Annotated in this window: 28 protein-coding genes; 10 read left to right on the top strand and 18 right to left on the bottom strand. The window is 47.9% G+C overall.

What is annotated here, in order from left to right:
* Window positions 1-32: 32 nt before the first annotated feature.
* Together ACZGCQ_RS04570 and ACZGCQ_RS04565 are read right to left on the bottom strand one after the other, a co-directional pair.
* The gene (locus ACZGCQ_RS04570; RefSeq protein ID WP_481265613.1) at window positions 33-773 is read right to left on the bottom strand and encodes a sugar nucleotide-binding protein; all 741 of its coding nucleotides are present in this window, start codon (window positions 771-773) and stop codon (window positions 33-35) included.
* A 376-nt stretch (window positions 774-1,149) separates the two neighbouring features.
* Window positions 1,150-2,349, bottom strand: a complete 1,200-nt coding sequence (locus ACZGCQ_RS04565) for an MFS transporter (protein ID WP_481265612.1) — start codon at window positions 2,347-2,349, stop codon at window positions 1,150-1,152.
* 176 nt (window positions 2,350-2,525) lie between these two features.
* Here ACZGCQ_RS04565 and ACZGCQ_RS04560 point away from each other — a divergent pair, with 176 nt between their 5' ends.
* On the top strand, window positions 2,526-2,843 hold the full coding sequence (locus tag ACZGCQ_RS04560) for a hypothetical protein (RefSeq protein ID WP_023468204.1): 318 nt from the start codon (window positions 2,526-2,528) through the stop codon (window positions 2,841-2,843).
* A gap of 47 nt (window positions 2,844-2,890) precedes the next feature.
* Here ACZGCQ_RS04560 and ACZGCQ_RS04555 read toward each other — a convergent pair whose 3' ends face one another.
* Window positions 2,891-3,826: a cation diffusion facilitator family transporter gene (locus ACZGCQ_RS04555; RefSeq protein WP_481265611.1), complete on the bottom strand. Its 936-nt coding sequence runs from the start codon at window positions 3,824-3,826 to the stop codon at window positions 2,891-2,893.
* A gap of 171 nt (window positions 3,827-3,997) precedes the next feature.
* Window positions 3,998-4,903 (bottom strand): methyl-accepting chemotaxis protein, encoded by a 906-nt coding sequence (locus ACZGCQ_RS04550; RefSeq protein WP_481265610.1) that lies wholly within the window; start codon window positions 4,901-4,903, stop codon window positions 3,998-4,000.
* 261 nt (window positions 4,904-5,164) lie between these two features.
* Here ACZGCQ_RS04550 and ACZGCQ_RS04545 point away from each other — a divergent pair, with 261 nt between their 5' ends.
* The gene (locus ACZGCQ_RS04545) at window positions 5,165-5,581 is read left to right on the top strand and encodes a hypothetical protein (RefSeq protein ID WP_481265609.1); all 417 of its coding nucleotides are present in this window, start codon (window positions 5,165-5,167) and stop codon (window positions 5,579-5,581) included.
* Between the two features lie 203 nt (window positions 5,582-5,784).
* Here the strand turns inward: ACZGCQ_RS04545 and ACZGCQ_RS04540 are convergent, their stop codons facing one another.
* On the bottom strand, window positions 5,785-5,979 hold the full coding sequence (locus ACZGCQ_RS04540; RefSeq protein WP_064300907.1) for a hypothetical protein: 195 nt from the start codon (window positions 5,977-5,979) through the stop codon (window positions 5,785-5,787).
* 364 nt (window positions 5,980-6,343) lie between these two features.
* On the opposite strand from ACZGCQ_RS04540, the gene ACZGCQ_RS04535 reads away from it, so the two are divergent.
* Window positions 6,344-6,670, top strand: a complete 327-nt coding sequence (locus tag ACZGCQ_RS04535) for a hypothetical protein (RefSeq protein WP_481265608.1) — start codon at window positions 6,344-6,346, stop codon at window positions 6,668-6,670.
* Between the two features lie 68 nt (window positions 6,671-6,738).
* Here ACZGCQ_RS04535 and ACZGCQ_RS04530 read toward each other — a convergent pair whose 3' ends face one another.
* The 3 genes from ACZGCQ_RS04530 to ACZGCQ_RS04520 all read right to left on the bottom strand — a co-directional run bounded on the left by ACZGCQ_RS04530 (window position 6,739) and on the right by ACZGCQ_RS04520 (window position 8,506).
* Window positions 6,739-6,906: a hypothetical protein gene (locus ACZGCQ_RS04530; protein WP_481265607.1), complete on the bottom strand. Its 168-nt coding sequence runs from the start codon at window positions 6,904-6,906 to the stop codon at window positions 6,739-6,741.
* A gap of 113 nt (window positions 6,907-7,019) precedes the next feature.
* On the bottom strand, window positions 7,020-7,196 hold the full coding sequence (locus ACZGCQ_RS04525; protein ID WP_156501870.1) for a hypothetical protein: 177 nt from the start codon (window positions 7,194-7,196) through the stop codon (window positions 7,020-7,022).
* A gap of 560 nt (window positions 7,197-7,756) precedes the next feature.
* Window positions 7,757-8,506 carry an SDR family NAD(P)-dependent oxidoreductase gene (locus ACZGCQ_RS04520; protein WP_481265606.1) on the bottom strand — a complete coding sequence of 250 codons (750 nt, stop codon included), beginning with the start codon at window positions 8,504-8,506 and terminating at the stop codon, window positions 7,757-7,759.
* 82 nt (window positions 8,507-8,588) lie between these two features.
* Between ACZGCQ_RS04520 and ACZGCQ_RS04515 the strand changes: the two genes are divergently transcribed.
* Entirely contained in the window at window positions 8,589-8,996 is a 408-nt protein-coding gene (locus tag ACZGCQ_RS04515; RefSeq protein WP_481265605.1) for a MerR family transcriptional regulator, read from the top strand.
* On the opposite strand, the gene ACZGCQ_RS04510 is transcribed toward ACZGCQ_RS04515, so the two are convergent.
* Window positions 8,966-10,039: a threonine aldolase family protein gene (locus ACZGCQ_RS04510; RefSeq protein ID WP_481265604.1), complete on the bottom strand. Its 1,074-nt coding sequence runs from the start codon at window positions 10,037-10,039 to the stop codon at window positions 8,966-8,968. The genes ACZGCQ_RS04515 and ACZGCQ_RS04510 overlap by 31 nt on opposite strands.
* Window positions 10,040-10,163: 124 nt before the next feature.
* Here ACZGCQ_RS04510 and ACZGCQ_RS04505 point away from each other — a divergent pair, with 124 nt between their 5' ends.
* Window positions 10,164-10,841, top strand: a complete 678-nt coding sequence (locus ACZGCQ_RS04505; protein WP_481265603.1) for a hypothetical protein — start codon at window positions 10,164-10,166, stop codon at window positions 10,839-10,841.
* 200 nt (window positions 10,842-11,041) lie between these two features.
* Window positions 11,042-11,335, top strand: coding sequence for a hypothetical protein (locus ACZGCQ_RS04500; RefSeq protein WP_406747885.1), 294 nt, complete (start codon window positions 11,042-11,044; stop codon window positions 11,333-11,335).
* 64 nt (window positions 11,336-11,399) lie between these two features.
* Here ACZGCQ_RS04500 and ACZGCQ_RS04495 read toward each other — a convergent pair whose 3' ends face one another.
* The 4 genes from ACZGCQ_RS04495 to ACZGCQ_RS04480 form a co-directional block, all read right to left on the bottom strand.
* Entirely contained in the window at window positions 11,400-12,536 is a 1,137-nt protein-coding gene (locus tag ACZGCQ_RS04495; protein ID WP_406747886.1) for a GGDEF domain-containing protein, read from the bottom strand.
* Between the two features lie 134 nt (window positions 12,537-12,670).
* Entirely contained in the window at window positions 12,671-12,943 is a 273-nt protein-coding gene (locus ACZGCQ_RS04490; RefSeq protein WP_481265602.1) for a phage holin, read from the bottom strand.
* The gene (locus tag ACZGCQ_RS04485) at window positions 12,913-13,548 is read right to left on the bottom strand and encodes a M15 family metallopeptidase (RefSeq protein ID WP_481265601.1); all 636 of its coding nucleotides are present in this window, start codon (window positions 13,546-13,548) and stop codon (window positions 12,913-12,915) included. Before ACZGCQ_RS04485 ends, ACZGCQ_RS04490 begins: the two co-directional genes overlap by 31 nt.
* Window positions 13,548-14,303 carry a helix-turn-helix domain-containing protein gene (locus ACZGCQ_RS04480; RefSeq protein ID WP_481265600.1) on the bottom strand — a complete coding sequence of 252 codons (756 nt, stop codon included), beginning with the start codon at window positions 14,301-14,303 and terminating at the stop codon, window positions 13,548-13,550. The genes ACZGCQ_RS04485 and ACZGCQ_RS04480 overlap by 1 nt, the downstream gene beginning before the upstream one ends.
* A gap of 90 nt (window positions 14,304-14,393) precedes the next feature.
* On the opposite strand from ACZGCQ_RS04480, the gene ACZGCQ_RS04475 reads away from it, so the two are divergent.
* Window positions 14,394-14,891, top strand: coding sequence for a DinB family protein (locus ACZGCQ_RS04475; protein WP_481265599.1), 498 nt, complete (start codon window positions 14,394-14,396; stop codon window positions 14,889-14,891).
* Between the two features lie 36 nt (window positions 14,892-14,927).
* On the opposite strand, the gene ACZGCQ_RS04470 is transcribed toward ACZGCQ_RS04475, so the two are convergent.
* Entirely contained in the window at window positions 14,928-15,413 is a 486-nt protein-coding gene (locus ACZGCQ_RS04470) for an NUDIX hydrolase (RefSeq protein ID WP_481265598.1), read from the bottom strand.
* Entirely contained in the window at window positions 15,410-15,943 is a 534-nt protein-coding gene (locus ACZGCQ_RS04465) for a DUF402 domain-containing protein (RefSeq protein ID WP_481265597.1), read from the bottom strand. Before ACZGCQ_RS04465 ends, ACZGCQ_RS04470 begins: the two co-directional genes overlap by 4 nt.
* A 155-nt stretch (window positions 15,944-16,098) precedes the next feature.
* Between ACZGCQ_RS04465 and ACZGCQ_RS04460 the strand changes: the two genes are divergently transcribed.
* Both ACZGCQ_RS04460 and ACZGCQ_RS04455 read left to right on the top strand, forming a co-directional pair.
* The gene (locus ACZGCQ_RS04460; RefSeq protein WP_481265596.1) at window positions 16,099-17,208 is read left to right on the top strand and encodes a GGDEF domain-containing protein; all 1,110 of its coding nucleotides are present in this window, start codon (window positions 16,099-16,101) and stop codon (window positions 17,206-17,208) included.
* A gap of 103 nt (window positions 17,209-17,311) precedes the next feature.
* A complete protein-coding gene (locus tag ACZGCQ_RS04455; protein ID WP_251139628.1) occupies window positions 17,312-17,539 on the top strand; it encodes a hypothetical protein in 228 nt (75 codons plus the stop codon).
* A 46-nt stretch (window positions 17,540-17,585) separates the two neighbouring features.
* On the opposite strand, the gene ACZGCQ_RS04450 is transcribed toward ACZGCQ_RS04455, so the two are convergent.
* From ACZGCQ_RS04450 to ACZGCQ_RS04440, 3 genes are read right to left on the bottom strand one after another with little or no spacing between them, the layout of a single operon-like run.
* The gene (locus ACZGCQ_RS04450) at window positions 17,586-18,272 is read right to left on the bottom strand and encodes a polysaccharide deacetylase family protein (RefSeq protein WP_481265595.1); all 687 of its coding nucleotides are present in this window, start codon (window positions 18,270-18,272) and stop codon (window positions 17,586-17,588) included.
* 17 nt (window positions 18,273-18,289) lie between these two features.
* Window positions 18,290-19,417 (bottom strand): MGDG synthase family glycosyltransferase, encoded by a 1,128-nt coding sequence (locus tag ACZGCQ_RS04445; protein ID WP_481265594.1) that lies wholly within the window; start codon window positions 19,415-19,417, stop codon window positions 18,290-18,292.
* Window positions 19,418-19,471: 54 nt separating this feature from the next.
* On the bottom strand, window positions 19,472-20,101 hold the full coding sequence (locus tag ACZGCQ_RS04440) for a DedA family protein (protein WP_481265593.1): 630 nt from the start codon (window positions 20,099-20,101) through the stop codon (window positions 19,472-19,474).
* 215 nt (window positions 20,102-20,316) lie between these two features.
* Between ACZGCQ_RS04440 and ACZGCQ_RS04435 the strand changes: the two genes are divergently transcribed.
* The gene (locus ACZGCQ_RS04435) at window positions 20,317-20,859 is read left to right on the top strand and encodes a GNAT family N-acetyltransferase (RefSeq protein ID WP_481265592.1); all 543 of its coding nucleotides are present in this window, start codon (window positions 20,317-20,319) and stop codon (window positions 20,857-20,859) included.
* Window positions 20,860-20,877 lie beyond the last annotated feature (18 nt).

Below are 20,877 nucleotides of genomic sequence, written 5' to 3'. Positions count from 1 at the left end.
CACGCGTCAAGGAGAGCGGGATGTTTGTTTGATTAGAGGGGCAATCGTTCTGACAACGGACGAACCAAGACGACGTCCGTCGCCATCCGGTTATCGCGGCGTGGTTCATCGACCGGTTCGATCGTCCAGTTTTTTGCATGAAGCGTATTCAAGGCACGCGCTAAGTCGTACATCGAATAGCGATCGTTACCGTTCAACTGATAGAGACCTGCTTCGTGTTCAAGTAAAATCGTAACGAGTGCTTCAGCCGTATCTTCAAGCACCGAACTCGACGGATACCAGTTCCGACTCGCCCGAATGACGCCGTGCTGCTCCATCTCGTTCGTGAAGAAGTCAACCATATTGTTTGAACCAGCTTCCGTCCCGATCTGCCAGCCGATCCGGACGATCTTCGCTTGTGGATCGAGTGCTTGAATTGCTTGCTCGCAGGCAATCTTATAGGCACCATACTCATCGGTCGCATCCGGTACTGCGTCCTTTTCGATCGGTGCCGGCACGTCGTCTGAGAAGACAGACACCGTACTCGTGAAGAAGAACGGAATCTCGTATTCCTGGCACAAGCGGACGAGCGCTTCCGTCCAACTGACAGACCCCATCCCGATATGTAAGAAATAATCTGGTCGTTCCGTTTCTAAAAACGTGCGCATCGCGGATTCGTCAGTCGTCGAGACTTTCGTCCGATCCCAAGCGACTGTCTCGATGTTGTGCTTTGCTAAGACATCCGCAACGACGGGTGCTACCGTACCGTTCATACCTGTAATGATTGCTTTCATGTTGATGCTTCCCCCTTATCTTCGATCGAAAATCATAAAACCGCTTGCTACTTCAGTTTACACGGGAAGTATTGATTTAACGAATCTGAGGTCATTCTTTTACGACCATTTATGCCTCAAATGAAAAAAAAACGTCCGCTGTCCAATCTAAAATTGGTAAGCAGACGCACTATTTAGTTCATGATTACTCCGAAACGCCTTCCGTCTCCATTCGACGCCACAGTACATTCAAAAAGACCGTCATCCCACTGATCGGAATCAAAAACAATAACGCTGTGATCCATAAACTCTCCATCGACTCCACTCCTCATCGTTCATTTCTATCTCTAGTGTATAAGAGTGCGAAACCGCTTACCTCCACCTCAAGGCGGATATTTCATCCGACCTTGTCCTGTCGTACCTCAGCAAAGGAAACGGTACGATGAAGAAGCAACCAGATACTGGTCATCACAAGACCACTCAAGGCAAAGAACAAGAAAACGAATGAGATACTGAAGAACGACGTCAAGTACGACGACAATCCGTAACAGAACGCGGAACATGCCGTTGATGCTGCGACCATCGCCGTCCGGACCCGGCCGAGCAAATGCGCAGGCGTCGAGCGCTGCAACAAGGTCGCAAATGGAATCCCGAATAACGTCAGCGCCATCCCGAGCAAGACGAACCCACCAACAGCCACTGGGACGGATGAGACATAGGCGACGATCGCAATCGCGAGACCTTGCAAGACGACGGCAAAACGAAACAGCTTATCCTGTCGTACGGAGGCGACCCATTTTCCGTAAAGGAGCGACATCGCGATTCCCCCGATCACCGTCGCTAGTTCGAGTGCAGAAAACGTCTGGGCATTTCCCGATAAGACATTCTTGGCATATGGTGCAAGTAAAGTATTCATCGGTGTGATCATCCAGTTCGCGAGGACCGCACAACCAAGGATCCATTTCAGGCGACCGTCACGGACGACGTGACCGATCCCTTCGAGCAACGCTTCGCGGTACGATCCTTGACGCGCCCCTTCTGCGACTTGCCCTGTCATATGTCGAACGAGTAACCAGGCGACGAGATGCAATCCAAGGTCAAGCCATAAGATACTCGCGATCGAGAAATGGGCGATCATCATTCCACCGAGTAAAAATCCGCTTAGCGTACCGATTCGTTCAATCGTAGCGAGATAGGCATTTGCTTGCGGCAATTGGTCATCTTCGACTAAATCAACGACCCACGTGAAGACGGCATTGCCACCAATGATTTGTAAAATCGTCTGCACGACGAGTAAGCCGAGTAACCACGGAAGGACGACGTCCGTCAGACCGATTCCCGCTAACGCGATCCCAAGCGCAAGCAACCGAATGAGTAATGATGTTTGATACAACGATGCACTGACGAATCGGTCGATCCATGGTCCGACGAACGTTGAGACAAGAAAACGAATCAAAAAGACACCGGTCGCAAGTAAGGCGACGCCAGAAGCACTGATCTCTTCCGCGCTCAACCAGTAGATCGCGATATAAACGAAACTCGTCCCGACGGTCGATAACAAATCCGAGACATACATAAAACGAAACGCACGTGACATGATGCTTTATTCCTTTCCTAAAACGACTTCTTGTCTATCTTACAATTTTTCTCAATTGCTGCCCATTCTTTTTTCGTCATCACATCGTCATCGTCTGTTAAGGCATTCTTACCCGTCTGTAACAGAGCCGACATGTTCATTCGCTATACTAATAACGCATAGGGAGGTGAAGATCCATGAAAACGCAAACGCGTTATGACTATGAAACCGAACAGGAACAGGTCGACGTCCCATCCGAGGCACGTCTAGGCTACTACTTTCTTTTGATCGTCCTGCCGCTTGGTCTCGCGCATCTTGTCCAGTCGCTTGCTCCTTCGCCGGATCAACACCACTCGTCCGTATTGACGGGTTTGACGTTCTTATCCATCGTCTTTTTCATGTACTTAGGTAACCGAGCGGCTGGAAATGCCAAAACGACCTTTTTCGGATACTCGATGTTCTTGAGTATCAGTCTGTTCGCGACGCTGTTTCTACCAACGGTGCCGATCATTTGAGCATAAGCAAACGAGCACCCGTCCGACTTGGACGCGTGCTCGTTTTTTTAATGCGTATGCGATTCGTGTTTACCGTCACAATACAACGTATTGCCGTGCGCATGCTGATCCGTTTCGACCTGGATGGTTGCATGGTTAATACCGACGTGTTTCAAATCGTGATCAATCTGTTCGCGAATCGACTCTGACTCCCGGACAGTCATGTCCTCCTTGACGACGACGTGACACGATAATGCGTTATAACCACTCGTGATCGACCAGATGTGTAGATCATGCAGACCGAGGACGGCTTCGTTCGTCTGAATCGTCGAAACGACCTCATCAATGTCGACATCACTCGGCGTTCCTTCCATCAAGACGTGAACGGATGCCTTCGTCACGTAATAGCCGCTCCGTAAGACGAGGATCGCAACGATGACACTTGCCAATGGATCCGCCCATCCCCAACCGAAGAACATGATCAGAAGAGCAGCTGCAATCGCACCGACCGATCCAAGCATGTCACTTAAAACGTGCAGATAGGCACCACGCATGTTGAGGTTATGTTCATGCCCACCGCCGCGTGTCATGATCCAGGCAACGAGAATGTTGACGAGCAAGCCAAGGACACTGATGATCAGCATCCCGGTCGTTGCGACAGCGGGTGGATCGATGAAGCGCTGGATGGCTTCAATGAAAATATAGAGGGCGATGACGATCAGCGTCACTCCATTTATGATAGCGGCTAAGATTTCAAAGCGTTTTGAACCGAACGTCTTACTCGCATCCGGTGCTTGACTCGAGAACTGGAAGGCTAACAAAGCAATCGCAAGTGAAATCGAATCACTTAACATGTGCCCTGCGTCCGATAACAACGCGAGACTGTTCGTCCAAATCCCGCCGATGACCTCGACGATCATGAACGCGGTGATGATCAGGAACGACAGGCCTAGTACCTTTTTATTGTCGGTATGATGATGGTGGTGATGATGATCATGTGCCATGACGTTGCCTCCTTTTACCTTACATTCAAATGTCTATTTGAATTATAACGTGCCTCCGTTCTGTGGTCAACGGGCTCATCTGTTATATCCCACGCCTTTACTCTTCCAAAACGACTCATCTGACTAAACAAAAAAACGATGCCCACTGCCATCGCTTTTTCCATATCCTTTTCAAATAAACGACCGGAAATCCTCTGTTTGCTGCTCGAGTTGTCGTGCGACCTCTTCGATTGCGGTAAAGCGTTGCATCGTTTCTTTTACCGTCGCAAGGCTCGACGCGACTTCGAGATGGGACGCTTCAATCTTTTTCATCATCGCCATGATTTGACGGTTCATCGTTTCCGTATTCGTGCGTACTTCGACAACTGCACTGCCGACTAAATCCGATAAGTTTTTGACTTCACTGGCAACGACGGTAAAGCCTTTACCGTGTTCCCCAGCCCGTGCCGCTTCGATTGCCGCATTCAGAGACAACAGGTTCGTCCGGGCCGCAATCTCCTTGATCGTATCAGCAATCTTCGTGATCTCGATGGCTTGGTCATACAGTGTTTCGAATGTCTGTTGGTTTTCTGCCGTTTCACTCGCGATCGTGGTCATCGTCTCTTGAAGCTGGGTGCCCTCTTTCGATCCTTGAACCGATTGCAGATTCAGTCCTTCAGCAAGCGTCTGGAAGCTTTTCGCATATCCTTGTACACGATCGATCCGGTCCGTGATGTTACTGGCGATTTTGACGACACCGACGACTTCTTCTCCTTCAAAAATCGGCATGTAGGTTGCTTCAAGCCATAAGATGTCGCCCCGGGCATCAACCCGTTTGATTTTATCCGCTGTACTGAAGCCCGAAAACAGGCGTGTCCAAAAGTCCTGATACTCACGGCTGTTCGCGAATTCTGGTGTACAAAACGTATGGTGCTGTAAGCCAATCATCTCGTCTCGTTTATATTTCATCGTTTTCGCAAACAAGTCATTGACGTCGACGACGCGTCGTTGACGATCAAAACAAATCATCGCGACGTTTGCTTCCAGGCTCGATAAAATCGCTGGAGAGCGTAATGGTCTCGGTAAGGTTTCATTCATGGTGTCATTAACTCCTTCTATGTATCGTTCATGTACTAAGACAGTTTTTCAAAAGAACAATCTGTACCTATCTATCGTCATCGATTGATCTTTTTTATAGCTGAATCGGCGATTATTCAAGTTGTTTTTCACGAAAACGAAATCACTTCGATAAAAATATTGTGACAGTTAAAATCGATACACCATGGCATTGTCAAAAAGCGTAGTAGATGCTACATTTATTTATGTAGTAAATACTACATCTTTAAGGAGGAAATACAAATGACACATGATAAGCCCCCTCTATTCTCGAAAGGACAAGCTATCGTCTTGGTCGTACTTGGTGCAGCATTTTGGTTCGTCGGTGCCCTGTCAGTCAGATTCGGATCTGGAATCGGCATGTTCGAAAATGTTGGAAACGTGATTGCCTTCCTGATTGGTTTACCGGTTTCGTGGATTTCCGTCATCATCATAAAAAAAGTTGCATGCTTGAATGCTGAACAGATGGTGCCGGGTGTCAGTCTCGGACTGTTAGTGGCTACATTTTTAGACGGAATCGTTCTAACGTGGGGCACATCTCTGTATGGAACGGATCCCTTACTCGTTGGACGTGGGGCAGCATGGATCCTTTGGGGGGTCTTCGCCTTTCTTGCTGCTGCTTTCATCGAGGCGAGACGAATGGGATATAAAATGATCTAAGGCGATGAAATGTGTTCTACAGGACGACAAATAACACAAATAGACCATTGGACTCGTCACTCGTCCAACGGTCTATTTGTGTAAAAGCAGGTGAATTCCAGTGCGTCGGTGAAAAAGATAATAATCGGAATCGTATCGTGATTATCTCGACGATTTAGTTCGGTGGGGTCATATTTAAACAGAACGATTGACTTCAAATGAAATCAATCGTTCTTCGTCTCTGCTTCAGCCTTTTCGATTTGGGCTGATTTGAAGTTGAGATATATGGTATACCCTACTGTTACTATTAAAAAAATGATGCCATACCCGAGTTCCCAATCGAATCCAAAATACAAGATTGACGATGTGATGACGACAATGAGAACTAACCGAATGCTCGATAAATGATACTTACTCATGATTTCGCTCCTTTTCTACCGCCACCGAAGTAGATGTATGTCACGAAAAGAATCAACGTCCACGTAAAGACCGCGAATATGATTTTAAATAAACCGTCAGGCAGTATTTTTGAGATATATAACAGGGTCATTAGGATTGAAAACGTTAAATGGTTATTTCTCATTTGTGTCGAGAGCTTATCCCAATTGAGCAGTACAAGTAATACTGCTACCGGTGCGAGGAGTGCTGCGAGAATGAAAAACGGTACGTTTCTCATATAGTACGTTATCTCATCTTTGTTATTTTCCATTATCAATCGCTCCTCATCCACATACGTATAGAACACCATCTTCTCACTCAATTCATCGAAACGGATGTGATTGTATGAAAAAAGAAGTACGTCCACTCATCTATACACTTATCGTTCTCGTCATCTTGATAGCTGCCTATCCGGCTTACCTCTTCGTTTCTAAAACGATGACTGAAATCAAGATTGAACGAATGTTAGTTGAATCAGGATACGACCAAGATATTTCAAAAAAAGAAACGGTCTTTGAGTTGAAAACCGGAAGATACGTGCTGGAAATCAAATACACGAATGAACCAGACTATATATATAACTATGAAATCGTTGAAGATCATGTGCTGACGACTGTATACGACCAGCATCATGTTCAAGTGACCGGCTCCATTCAACATGAATTAAAGTAGACATCATACTTTAAATAACAATCGAGTCCATTCAGCAATCTCACGAATGGACTCGATTTATGTACCTCTTAACATTCTTCTTTCATGTTCAATGATTCTGCCGAGCGAATCGTAATTTGTTTTGTAGCATCATTGATGGAAATGACACAATCCCATGTCGGCTTTAACTGAAGGATATCATTTCGATCCAACCACAAGACCGCAGTCAGTTCGATGAAGTCCCTCATCACTACCATTTTTCTCGCCTTCTCATCAATCACAGCATACAGTTCATCCTGTAAATTAATTTTCCAGTCAAAAAATTCATTGACGCTCATTCTCTCTCCCAATTCTTCATACGTTCTTTAGATCATTCCGCCGTAGAGAACGTAATCTTCCATTTTTTCCGCGCAATCAATACTACGATCAGTGAAGCCAACAAAGATATTTTCAGCGTCGTATCACTGATGAGCTGTAGCCCGTAATGCAGTGAAAAGAGCGTCGTGAGTAAGAGAACGACGAGTCCTAAGAACATCATGTTTTTCATTCGATCACCTCTTTTCCAATGGTCATTTGACGTTACTTTCAATGTTTTGACATGTTTCGTACAACTTGATTCCCCGTGTTTTAAAATCCGCGATATGTTTAAACTAATACAATAACACAAAAAAAGGAAGTCATTCATGATAAAAAAATCCATAAAATACTTTTTATTGTCATTGATGTTGATTGTTATCATCTTGAATCTATTGAATGGTCGAGTGATTGAAAATGAGCGATTAACGTTAGCCGTGAACATCGCTATCGTGCTGATGGCGTTATTTTTTATCAGTTTGAGGTTTTCAAAGCGAAAACGTAAATAGAATGCTTATCGCTCCAAAAAAAGTATGTAAAGGTGGTTAACTCGTGGGACAATTCATGATTTTTGGTGCCTTGATGAATCTTCTGATCATTGGCGCAGTCGTCTATGTCGTATGGAAATTAGCAAAAAAAGTCTTTAAAAATAAGTGATGGACGTCCTTTTTTGATCCATTCATGAAACTTGTTTGAATTATGCTTACATAAGCAAGGTCCCTTTCTCATTCGAAAAAGGGACCTTGTTCCATTTTATCCTGCGTAGTTGAACAACGGACCACGCAATTCGAACTCATACGTCTCGCCGTCGACGATGCCGACGATCGCGTCACTTTCGATCAACTGATGCAGGAAGCCTGCCATCTCAGCCGCCGTATGGTACTTTTTGACGTTCTTGCTGTAGTCGAAACCTGCTTCTCCGCGCGAACGATCCGCAAACTCTGTCTCAGTCGCAGCTGGTGCCAGTACTTTCGCCCGGAGTTTTGCCCCACCTTTTTGCAGTTCTTGCGCGAGCCCTTCTGTATAGGCACTGACATAGAACTTCGTCGCGCAATACGTGACCGCGTTCGGAACGATCCGGTAGCCACCTGCTGACGAGATATTGACGAGCGTCGTTCCTTCAACGTCATGATGATCGCGGACGAACAGACTCGATAGAATCGTCAGCGCCTCGATGTTCAAGCGAAGCATTTTCTCGATTTTCCCGAGCTCAATGTCCTGGACGAGATCAAAATCGCCGAATCCAGCATTGTTGATCCACGTCTCGATGTCGAGTTCCTTTAGTCCCTCATATAAATTATGGACATTTTGGTTATCTGCGAGATCGACCGACTTGAGGATGACATCACTATCTGGTGAGATTTGTTTGACTTCATCCCGAAGTTTTTCGAGCTCAGACGTCCGTCGCGCGACGAGAACGAGTGATTTCCCTTTTCCTGCGAGTAGTTTTGCCGTCTCATATCCAATTCCTGAACTTGCTCCTGTAATGACCGTGTACTTCATATAGCATATCCCCTTTTTGATTTGGTATAGTGAGAGTCTAGTCCTTAGAGTGAACTCTAAGTCAAGCAGAAAGGTGAGATGTATGTATACGATTTCTGAAATCAGTCGATTGACCGATACGAGTGCCCATACGATCCGCTATTACGAAAAGGAAGGGCTACTGTTTCCGAAGCGTCAGAACGGTCAACGTCGATACGACGACCAAGATGTGACATGGTTTCGGTTCGTCCTTCGCTTGCGCGAAACGCATATGCCGATCGAGCAAATCCGTTCTTACGTGACGCTGTTCCTTGCTCAAGGCGAGCAGGATACGACGCAAGAACGGCTCGCATTGCTTGAAGCACACCATGCGAGCGTCTTAGCGCAACTGGCAGCATTACAAGAAACGGAGCGAATGATTGCAGAAAAAGTCGACACCTATCGTCGCCTCCATCCTACGATTCCCGCTCCTGATGTTGTTCAATCCTCTGAGAACGCCTCCGTCAATTGACGATAGACTGTTTCACGCTCGTCAGGCGTCAACGTAAGAAAACTGTCGCCGATGTTGATTTCCGTCGCACAGCCGCTATCTTTATCAACTAGATAACCAGCGATACCCACTTTTCCGTTCGACTGGATTTCAATCAATTTTTCTTCGACGACTGCTTTTTCTGCCTTGAAGTAGAGATGAAACATGTTCGAGACTGGCTCTAGGGGACGAGTCGAGATGCCCGAAATCGCATTCAAACTGCTCGCAAGCTCCTTTGCAGCTGCATGGTACTCTGCCATGCGGTCTTTTCGTTGTTCATAATAAAAATCGGCAGACAGAATATACGGATATAGACTGATCAAGTCGCCGCCGTAGCGACGTTTCCAGATTCGTGCCTCTTGGCAAAACGTTTCTGGTCCAGCTAAGATTGCTCCTGCGACGCCGCCGAGTCCCTTATAAAAAGAGATATAGACACTGTCAAACAGTTGCGCGATGTCCTTTGCTTCTGCCTCATAATACGGTAAGACCTCAAGTAAACGGGCACCGTCCAAGTGAAGACGGATTCCTCGATCACGGGCATACGCACAGATCACTTCGAGTTCTTCACGCGACGGAAGCAATCCGCCGAGTTCGCGTTGCGGTAGTTCGAGTAACAGACAACTGACGTCCTGCAAAGCTTTGACGTCGTCTATCGTCATCAATCGATCGGCTTCTCCGACTAGTATCGGTTCGATCTCGTGCAATTTTTTTAAACCGTCCTGTTCATGGATTTCGAGATGACAGAGAGGGTGGTACGCGACCTTACGATTGTTCTGTTCATCCGACCAGATACGTAACGCAATCTGTTGCGCCATCGTACCACTCGGGAAAAAGACCGCATCGTCGTGCCCGAGTAAGTCTATCATCTTACGCTCGAACGTCTTGATTAATTCGCCGTTGCCATAAATATCACTTGGTTGATCAGCCGAGACAGTTTGGAGCGCCTCTTGTAACACGCCGACCGTCCGACTACCATGTCCATCTAAACGTTTCGTCGTTTCTTGGTAACTCGATCGTAAATCCATCTCTTTCATTCCCTTCTAAATCAATGACTATTTTTTGAAAAAATCAAAATATTCCCTCTCCACTTTTGCTATACTGTGTAGCGAAAGTCTGTTAAACGTACTCGTCAAAGGAGGTGTCCCTATCGTGAAAACGCTTCGCACTCGCCTATTGCTTCTTATTCCACTTGTCTGTCTACTACTACTTACCGTGCAACAATTCGTCCCGTCGCTATATACGTCACTTCTTGGACGAATTGATCCAGCAACGAATACATATTGCGTCGACCGTTGCGGTCCAAAGGAATCAATCTTCGATACGATCGAAGAAGGAACGTCTTATGGTGAAAGCACGGTCACGATGAGCGAAGTCGATCCACCAGCTCCATGGTTCCGGACAGGGTTCGATTCTTCGGTGACGACACCTCCTTATCTTCTCATACTATGTCTCATTCTCCTGTTTTGTAGCTGGTTTTTCTGGCATTATCTCCAGTGGTTGCGTCGACCTCGTATCGATCCATCAGGGTATGTGCTTCCGCCACGATTTCCAATCTTCATTTATGAGACAAAAGACCTGCCTGCTGACTCGATTCGAAAACAACTCGCTCACTTTAATGCACAATTGCCGCTGTCCTTACAACGCCGGACCCACGAGACAGTAACGGAATGGTTCGACCGAATTGCGTTCCCTTCTCCTGTTGATCCGCTCTACTTCGAAGTGCGATACGGGAAGGTGCCTGTCATCTCGACGCATCAATTGACCTTCTTCGTTCAAGCGATGGAGCAGTATCTTCGAAAATGCCAAGTCCAGTCATCGATCTCTTGAATTCTTCCGCCCTGCTCAGTGAAGCTTGGCGGTTTTTTTATTGAAATCAGTAAGGATAACGTCTTGAAAGAAGGTTTCAAGTGTTTTTGAAATTTGGATTGACTATTTTTCAAAATCAGACGATTAGTTGCCAGAAAACTGGGTAATATAGACTATAGTAGAGAAAAAGTCGTTCAACCAGGAGAGTGAGGTGAGAGAAGATGATTAGTGCACAAGAAGCCTATTACATCAAGAAGGAATTGAATGAAAGATTCGAGGATCCGCGGATTTCCTGTGATTTTTCAATCTTTTCACTTGAACCGTTCCAACTTCTCTTGCACGTCCAAGAAGATGTCGATGAGCTTAGTACTGAAACACGCTATGGCTTAAGCCGCAAGATTCGGTCTCAGCTCAAACAACTCGATGCACGTGTCGGTGGTGTTCCCGTCAAAGCGGTCTATGTCATATCGGCGCCTCTCATTTCCGATCGATCGTATTGCGTCATCTTACAATGAACATAAAAATACCCCGCATGAGAAGTACACTCTCATGAGGGGTATTTTTGTCGAATTCATATTTTCAGCCTGCCATGTCACCGATTTGATTCCGACCATTTTCTTTCGCCCGGTACAACGCTTGATCGGCTTGATCGATCACCTCTTTTTCCGTCGTCTCTGCTCCGGGTACGAGCGACGTCAAGCCAAGACTGACACTGACCCGGCAAAGTGGTTCATAGCGCTCATGTACGATATTCAAATCGAGAATGTCCTGACGGATTCGTTCTGCAATGCGCCGGGTTTCTTCTGCTCCACGCGGCAACAAGACTGTGAATTCCTCTCCACCGTACCGTGCGACTTGTCCATGCCGTGCTTGACGCTTCAAGACGCGGGCGACTTCTTTTAAACATTCATCCCCTTTTAAATGACCATACGTATCATTGTACGACTTAAAGGCATCGACATCGATCAAAATCAGGGAGAGCGGTGTCTGGTGGTGTTTGGCTTCTTCGAGGAGTTGCTCCAATCGTTCATCGAACGCTCGTCGATTCGGGATGCCGGTCAAGGCGTCGTGAAGCGAACGATGAATCAAGGCTTGTTTGCTACGTTCCATCCGAAACGTCTGGATGAAGGCAATCAAGACTATGACAGCGATGCTTGCAACGACGACGATGACCCATTTCGCAGCACTCGATGCTTGTTCGGAACGATTTGTTGCTTCGGCAATGATTCGGTTGACGTCCGTCCGTAGACGGGCATCGATCGGGCGAAACGTCTCGATGAACTGCATCCCTTGATAACGCTTTGCCTCAGCAGCTGCTTGATCCCCGTTTCGAACGAGTGCCAGTTGGGCATCATAAAATCGGATGGCCGTCTCGATCCGGGGAATCGCTTCCGTCCGGACGAGCTTTCGCATGATCGGATGATTCTCATCGAGTTGATTGAGTCGCTTGACCGTTTGATCAAGCCGATCAATCGTCCGATCATACTGCGCTAGATCCGCCTCGTTCGGTGAGAGGATGTAACTGCGAACGACCAGTTCAAGATTTAGTAACGCCGGAAACAACTCCGCTGCTTCCGTCGAGATCGGAATCGCCTCGTTTAAGATGCGTGCATTCTCTCGTTCGATTTTCAGGAAAGCTTGATAGCTCCAAACGCTTGTAAATAAAAGCGCACAGAGTGCCAAAAACAAATAGCGCTGCAACGTTGACCATTTCACAAAAAGACCGACCTTTCTTTCTCTTTCTAATTGACTAAAGTCTATCCCTTATATCGGTGTCTTGAAATCAAACTGTTAGTCGTTTGTATGAAATAATGCCCGTTGCTAGCACATTCCAAACGCTTCCAGACTTCTTAATCGGTCAGGGATGTGTTTTCCAGCTGTTCCTGTGCCTGCCTTCGTCTCATTGTCCGCTCAGTCACGTCATTGTTCTTCCACCACGCGACGAGTAGACCAACTAGTCCGATCAGACCCGTCACGAATCGCTCGATGTCACTTGACGATACTGGCAATGCTGTAAAACCGAGCGTCGGTAAGAGTAACTCAAGAAAAACATAGAGCGGAATCAAGAGACGGATCCACGCCTGCAGTCTTATCATGGCGACACCGGAAAGAGGCGACGCCATGTTTGCGGACCAACGATTCCGTCAGCGACTAGACGACATGTCTGTTGGAACGTTCGAACAGCGTGTGTCAATCGGGCATCAAAGATTCCTGTCACCACAAGACCTAAGCGTTTTTCAAGGACTCGGACGAGTTCCGGTGCTTGAATTCGTTCCCGGAGATAGCGACCTTGTTTTGGCACGTGATGGCGCGCTAGACTGACATGATCGTACAGTTCAAAGTGTGGGTAGTCGGGAAAACGAGACCAATCGCCTCCCCAGTCCATTCCGCGTCGTTTCATCGCTGCAACGATCCGCCGGAGTCGCGCATCTGGCGGAGAAAGGAACAATGCTCCATCCTGATAGAGAAAGACGTCGATTGCGACACCGAAGTTATGGTTTGATTGTCCGCCGCGGGCTTGCGTCACGATGGGTCCTGGTGTCGTCCGTCCTTTTGCATACAACGCATTCTGTTCCGCGATGCTTCGAAAGCTTTGTGCTATACCGAGCTTGATTCCATGCGGATAAAGCTCTCGAATCACGTCACGCGCGATCCCGACGACAGACGGATGCATGCCCGGAACGGATAGTTTTTGATTGGCACGTCGGAGTAATTCTTCCAGTTGCATCAGGCTCCCTCCCTTGTCAGTCCTTGTAATAGTTCAGCAATTTCGGCGTCGTCAGGAATGCTTTGTATCTTCTTCTGGTGTGCTTCATATGCTCGTTGTGCTGCTTTATCTTGTTCCACCCAATTCGGTAATTGAAATAATGAAGTGTCTCTCCTTGAACGTTTGGTTATTCGTTTCTGCCGTTCAGCTGGTAATCCAGTCGCGAGACGCTTGACGACTTGCTCGATGTAACCGAAATGACGACTATTCGCCCGCGCTGCCTCTTCGATCGCGTATTGAATCCGTTCGATCGGATGATCTGTTGCCAGCTGAAGCAATTCTTGCTCGATTCGGGGTGTCGCCTTGCCGAGGTTCGTCTCGTACTGCTCCACCAGTTCCTTTTTTAAAGTCGTTTTCTTCAAGACTTCTTCTTCGGAGGCATCAGAAACCTCGGGGGTAGTCGTCTCTTGACTCGCCGGGGACGGTGTGTCGACACGGGGCAGGACACGGTAAGCATTTGAGGTCTGTCCTCCGTGTTTCGTGAACCGTTCAACTTTTTCGATCCGACCGCTTGCAATCAACGACTGAATACACGACTTGACCGTGGATTTACTGCACGGGACAGCATCGGCGATCGTCTGATAGGACGGAAACGCTTGACCGTCTTGACCACTGAAGCTTTCAAGGATCAGGTAGATCATCTTTTCATGGACGGACGCAAATGCCGTCCCGCTCCGTAAGAGCGTATGGGGAACCGGAAGATAAGGGTCTTGCATGGTGATTCCTCCTTTCTAGGAAATATGACAGGAAGAAGTCGCGGATTGTTCGAAAAGAGTAAGGAGAAGTTTTTTGAGAGGAGTGACGAAATGAACGATCTATTTACGTTTTTCTTACAGGAACTGGATCACTATCGTCCCGATGAATTAATCCATCATCTCAATCATGACACATGGTCGATCAGTCAGATGTACGATCATCTGATTGTCGTCAGTCATGAGTATTTGTATGAGGTCGAGTCGTGCCAGTTCGCACTCATGACCACGTCCGGGAAGTCACCGTTTGGCGAGGTACTGTTTGCTGCCGGTGCGTTTCCGGCGACACCGATTCGGTTACCGGATGCGATGAACGCACCACCGGACGAGACGGCTCACGTCGACCGATTGCGGACGCGTTGGCTGCAACTGATCGATCGTCACACTGCACTTGCTTCCATCGCAGAGTCGGCACCCGCTGACCAAAAGACGCACCACGGTGGGATGGGCTGGTTGAATGCCGCCGAGTGGTATGCTCTCGTCACGTATCATCTCGCCCACCATCGCCATCAAAAACGACGGCTTGATGCTGCGTTAGCGAATCGCCCATAAGAAAAAGCGCTCTCCGTTAACGAAGAGCGCTCCTGTTCATTTTAAGACGTCCCAATTCGAGAAGTGTCGTGCCTCGAGATCGAGTTGCTGTTCCTCGATCCAGCGAAACGCTTCGAGTACGAGCGGAGACGCGTTATCAATCGAGACGTCACTCGCCTTGACCCAGCGCGCACCGAGCGAGTCTTGTCCGACAAATTGTTCAGGGATACTAAGTGTTCCACCCGTCTGTCGGACGAGATAAAAGACGGCGATGTGATGGACTTCTTCGAACTCGCGCCAATCCCACGGAAGCTTGAAGTCCGCGACGCCGATTTGCCGTTCGAGTGCCACCTCGAGCCCTGTCTCTTCCGTGAATTCACGACGCATCGCCGTAGCGAGCGTCTCCCCTTCTTCAAGGTTCCCCCCTGGTAGGTCATAGCGATTGATATACGGTCCACCATTCTTGTCGATGACGAGTAAGGTATCCTCCTTCATCAATAATCCATAGACACCGAATGCCCGGTGGCAACGAATCGTCTTCATGTGTCATTCCCCCTTCTCTTCATCTGCAGGACGGTCGGGATGAATGGATCCAAAAAGCCGTCAAACGGAAACTGCTGCTGCACGATTCGCTGTTGTAGGTTCAGTAACGATGTACGGGCTCGTTCAATCACATCAGGCGGATAGTCGTACAATTGTTGGTTCTCTAAAAATTCGTCCTCGTCGACGACCGTCCACACTCCCTCGCGATGGACGAGATCGAGATCCAGATCAATGAACGATAAGCTATTTCCTTGAAGAACCGGCGGTAAACAAATGTTACAGTAGTACGTCACCTCTCCCGTCCGCTCTAAATCGAGACCGACCGTAAAATCCGCATCAAGCGGATAGAATTCCAGACTATAATTGTCGTATGTATAAACGGCTTCGCGACGATGATGTAAAAGTGTCCGTCCGGGCGTATTCGCGACGAGTAGATACGCTTCCGTCTGTTCAAGGACATACCCATCCCACGAATAGTGCGGACGTCCATCAAATTTTCGCGCTTCTATCGTTACATGCTTCAGTTCCATTCTCATCCCACCCCTTCCCTAAAGCTCTCTAATTTTACCAAATAAATCTGTTTGAGCAAGTCTTTACCTGAATCTTTAAAATTTTGAGAGTCTCTCGTTGACATCCTTTATCAAACTGCTATCGTGAAAGTATCATACTCAAGGATGTGGAACCGATGTTCATTGCCGAGTTGTTATTGAATGCTTGCATCGCCTTCACCGGCTTTTATTTGATTGCTAAAATCATCTATAGTCAACGTCTTGCGTCAAGTAGCTTGAAATCCCTCATCGTCGGTCTCGCGACCGGGCTGCTCGGGGTGCTATTGATGTTTAAGGGAATCGCCGTCAACGAGTCGTTACGAATGGATTTGCGTCATTTACCACTCGTTCTGCTCGCTTTTTATGGCGTCCGCTCGCCACTGATCATCGCAACGCTGATCATCGGCTGCTCCCGGTTCTATTTCGGTTGGACACCCCAAGCGGTCGTCGCCTTTCTCGCAGTCCTTGGCATCAGCTCCGGGATGTACTTCATCCATAAACGGTTGCTCCATCGACCATTCTTGCAAAATCTCATCATGAACGTTTGGGCCTTGTTCATGATCTCGATTGCTGTCTCGATTAATCTCGGTTTTAGTGATGCCGCCCTTCGTTTGCTCGCTTCGACATGGACGATTGGACTGGCGGTCGGGCTGTTATCGAGTCTATTGACGATTGATTTTCAGTTGCTCAACGAACAGGTGCAGCGCTACAAACAATCAGCGGAACTTGATCATTTGACAGGACTGTACAATCGCCGTGTTTGGGACGAACGGACGGCGTTGCTCGAAGAAGAAGGACGTGTCTACAATGTGCTCGCACTCGACATCGACCACTTCAAGCATGTCAACGATACATACGGGCATGCGAACGGTGATCTCGTCTTACAACAATTCGCACGGATCTTACAGGAAGAAACGCGTCCGCACGATATCACGGCGCGCATCGGGGGAGAGGAATTCATGGTCCTCGTCTATGATTTGACGCCTTCGAAAGTCGCGAAGGTCGCTAACCGAATCCGGGAGCGAATCGCGAACACGCGCTTTCAGCTCGACGGTTTTCCCGCCATCTCGATCACAGCATCCGTCGGCATCGCCCATGGGAAACACGTTGCTGCCCAGCGGATGAATATCCTTGCCGACGAAGCGTTATATGCCGCCAAGGAACAAGGGCGGAACCGTGTCATTCTGTACGAGGTCGATGCTGAGGCAGCCATGACGACACAAGACCGCGAACCGGTCCGTTCTTAATCTTTATCATACGCATTCGATTATTGAGTAGATTGCGCTAGATGATGCAAAAACAGATCATCCATCCATAAGGAGTGAAGCAATGAAATCCGATTTTGAGTTCATGACGACATCAGAAGCGATTCTATTCGTCAGTTCCTTGTTCATGTGGCTGTACATTGGGCGTCATTTCGTCATGATCACGACGTTTGATGACTTATTTTTAACACAATCGTGGTGGTTACTACTTCCGCTCATCACCTTCATCTTATTCTTACGCTCGTTCGTCGTACGACGCTTGATCCTCCATCATAGTCAAGCAGACGAGGACGACATGTCACGCAATGCTTAATCCATGCAAAAGAGGACTTACCATGAAACCGGTAAGTCCTCTTTCTTTATGCTTGATCGATTCGCCGAAACTGTAAGCCGCGTGCTTTCCACTCCGGCAAGAGTTCTTTCAGCGCCGCAATCGTCTGCACGGGTGCTTGTGGATCTGCACCGAACGTATCCCCATTATCATGGAGCAAGATGATGTCTCCTTCTGACACATTTGATAGCAGCCGTTTGATTTTTGCCTTTCCGCCCTCTAGCTTCCAGTCCTCTGCCATCTTCGACCAGAGAATCATGTTGTAAGAAGGAGGACAAAGGACATCTCCAGCATTAAGCGCACCCCACGGTGGACGATAGACCGTCGGACGTTCGCCCGTGATCCGTTCAATGATTGTAGCCGTCCGCTCGATGCCTGTCCGGACGGTCGACGGTCGCATCGACCAGTTCGGACGATGGATATAATTGTGGATACCGACTTGATGCCCTTCTTCGTGCATCCGGCGAATGAGGTCCGGATGTGCTTCTGCTTTATGACCCACGACGAAAAACGTCGCATGAATGCTTTCTTGTTGTAAGAGATCAAGAAGTTCTGCCGTATAGACAGGATCTGGACCATCATCGAACGTCAAGGCGACGGATCGTGAGTCCAGTGATTTCGTCACGCGCCATCCAAAGACGCGTGACGCCATATACGGAACGACCGTATAGGCGAGTGTCGCGAGAACTCCCGCTGTGACAAGACGTGAACGCATGTAAACTAACTCCCTTATTATCCATTTACTTTTTGACGACGATCTTGCAGGCAACCCGCAATCCGTTCAGCGAAAAATCGCTGATCGGCCATGACGCGATCATTTTGATACTGTGTGACCGCTTGTTGCCAAGCGTGCATGACGTCCGGATTCTCAAGCGTCCGACGGATGACGTCCGCGAGTGTATCCGTTTGATTAAAGGAGAACGCAAGCCCTTTCTCCATCAAATACGTGCGATTGATTTCTTCTTGCCCCGGTAGGACGTGTTGAATGAACAGCGGTATACGTTTTTCGAACGCTTCGCTAACCGTCACGCCACCCGGCTTCGTGACGATCGCATCCATCCGTTCATACAGTTGATTCATCTCATCTCGTGAATCGATATAGGCGAGCGGATGAATATGTGGATGGCGTCGCGAGGCTAGTCGTTTATAGAGCGTTTGATTGTTCCCGCACAAGACATGAAAATCGGCTTCTGCACACTGTTCGATTTGCGTCAGCAACGTCTCGAGTTGACCGAGTCCACCGTTTCCGCCCGCAACCAGAATTTGTTTGCGCGACTGCGTCGAGCGAATGATCGAACCACCAGAAATTGCTGGATGGACAGGGATTCCTGTTACGAACAACCTATCTTCTGGTACAGCATGGTGCGCGTGTAATTCCCGCCTCGCCTCACGATTAGGCAACAGATGATACTCGATATGCGTCTTTCCCCAGACGCGACTGACGAATAGATCGGTATAGGCATTGATGACGGGTACATCACAAAGGTTTCGTTCCTTTAATTGATTCAAGAGATAGGACGGAAACGCATGCGTACAGATGATGACATCCGGTTGTTCCGTCCGGATGATCCGTAACATCTGTTGTTGGAAATAATGCGACGTCCATCCCCTTGAGCGCGCGTTACTCGAGCGCCCGGCAATATGCCGATGATAAAAACGACTATAACCGTTCGAGAAATGTCGGATCCAGTTCAGATAAAACTTCGATGTCACCCATTCCGCGAACGGGCTGATCGTACTGAGTAACTCTACTTCCTTGACTTCAACATCTGGTCCCTGCAGTCGTTCGGCGATGGCTTCCGCGACGAGATGATGACCGGATCGCATCCTTAAAAAAGGAAAGATCACTATTTTTTGCATCGTATGTCCACTCCTTCAAACTATCCGCAAAAATCCTTTAAAAAGAAGTATCGCTTAGTCTTCTTTTCCCGCTTGGTTTTTTCCTGAAACGACGCGTTTTTCAAGCCGTCTACGCTTGAGCCATTTGACGAGTACACCGAGCAGGAACAATACGAGTAAGGCAAGTCCGAAATACGGTACGACTTCCGGCTTGATATGAAACGTCTTTCCGGCAAAGTGACCGAGTAAGACGAAAGGAACGACCCATAGCGCGGAACCAAGTGCCGACACCCAGAAATAACGACCGAACGGAATCCGCTTCATCCCCGCAAAATACGGATTGATTTGCCTCACGCCTGGAATATAAAGACCCGCGATGATCGTCCGATTGATGCGTCCCATGTAGCCGTTTGACACCCGCTCCCAGCGCTCCCTCGTCAATCCGATAAAACGACCGTATCGTAAGACGGTCGGTCCAAAGAAACGTCCTGCGCCATATGCCGTCAGCATGCCGACGAACGTTCCGGCATATGCCGTCAAGATCGAATAAATCAAACGTTCTTCGTTCTGACCACTTAAGATACCAATCAGGACGAGTAGTGATTCTTCCGGTGCCGGGATCCCGACGATGCCAAAAAATAAAAAGATGAAAATAACGCCATATCCATAGGCATCGAGATACTGGTTGACCGTATCCATGTTCATGTTGTCACGTCCTCTACTGCTGTCTCTCTGTACTGTTTCATCGTCTTCTGACTATGTATTCGTTCCTGTTCATGCAATTCCTTTTTTAGAAAAATTAAAACCCGTTTTCAGCTAAAAATTGACCTGTTCTCGTATCTCTCCTCGTGACAGTCCTCAGCATTTAGGCGATGATGAAGAGAGTGAACTACATCTTTAAAGATAGAAGGAGGATGACGATGAAAGAGACTGAACAATTGAAAATTCGCCCTCTCTCGATCGAGAGTATTCCACTCGTCAATGATGCCAACGATCCGTTTCCAATCATCGGACGCATCGTTCCGCAGTTTTCCGGTACCACCTGGTCCTACACGGAAGAACTTTATGAGACAGCTACCGAAACCCATTTCCCGGACGACCGTCTCGATTGGTCTACTTATATTGATCATCAAGATCGTATCGTCCTACTCGCCTTCTCCGGCACTTCTTGTATCGGTCAGATTCGTCTCGTACGTGACTGGAACCGTTTCGCCTACATCGAGAACATCGCCGTCAAACAATCGTTTCGTAAACTAGGCGTCGGACACCAACTGCTCGCCGCTGCGACGAAGTGGGCACAGCAACGTGAGTTGATCGGTCTGTCCCTTGAAGCACAGGACGATAATCTGATGGCTTGCCGGTTTTACGCGCGAGAAGGCTTCGTGCTCGGTGGTGTCGATAGCCTAAAACAAGTCGCCAATCCCCACATCGATCTGACGCTGTATTGGTACAAATTATTTTGAGCAACAAACGGAAAGGAC

Source organism: Exiguobacterium sp. HSB13, assembly GCF_056764755.1.
This window is presented reverse-complemented; position numbering and strand designations above follow the sequence as displayed.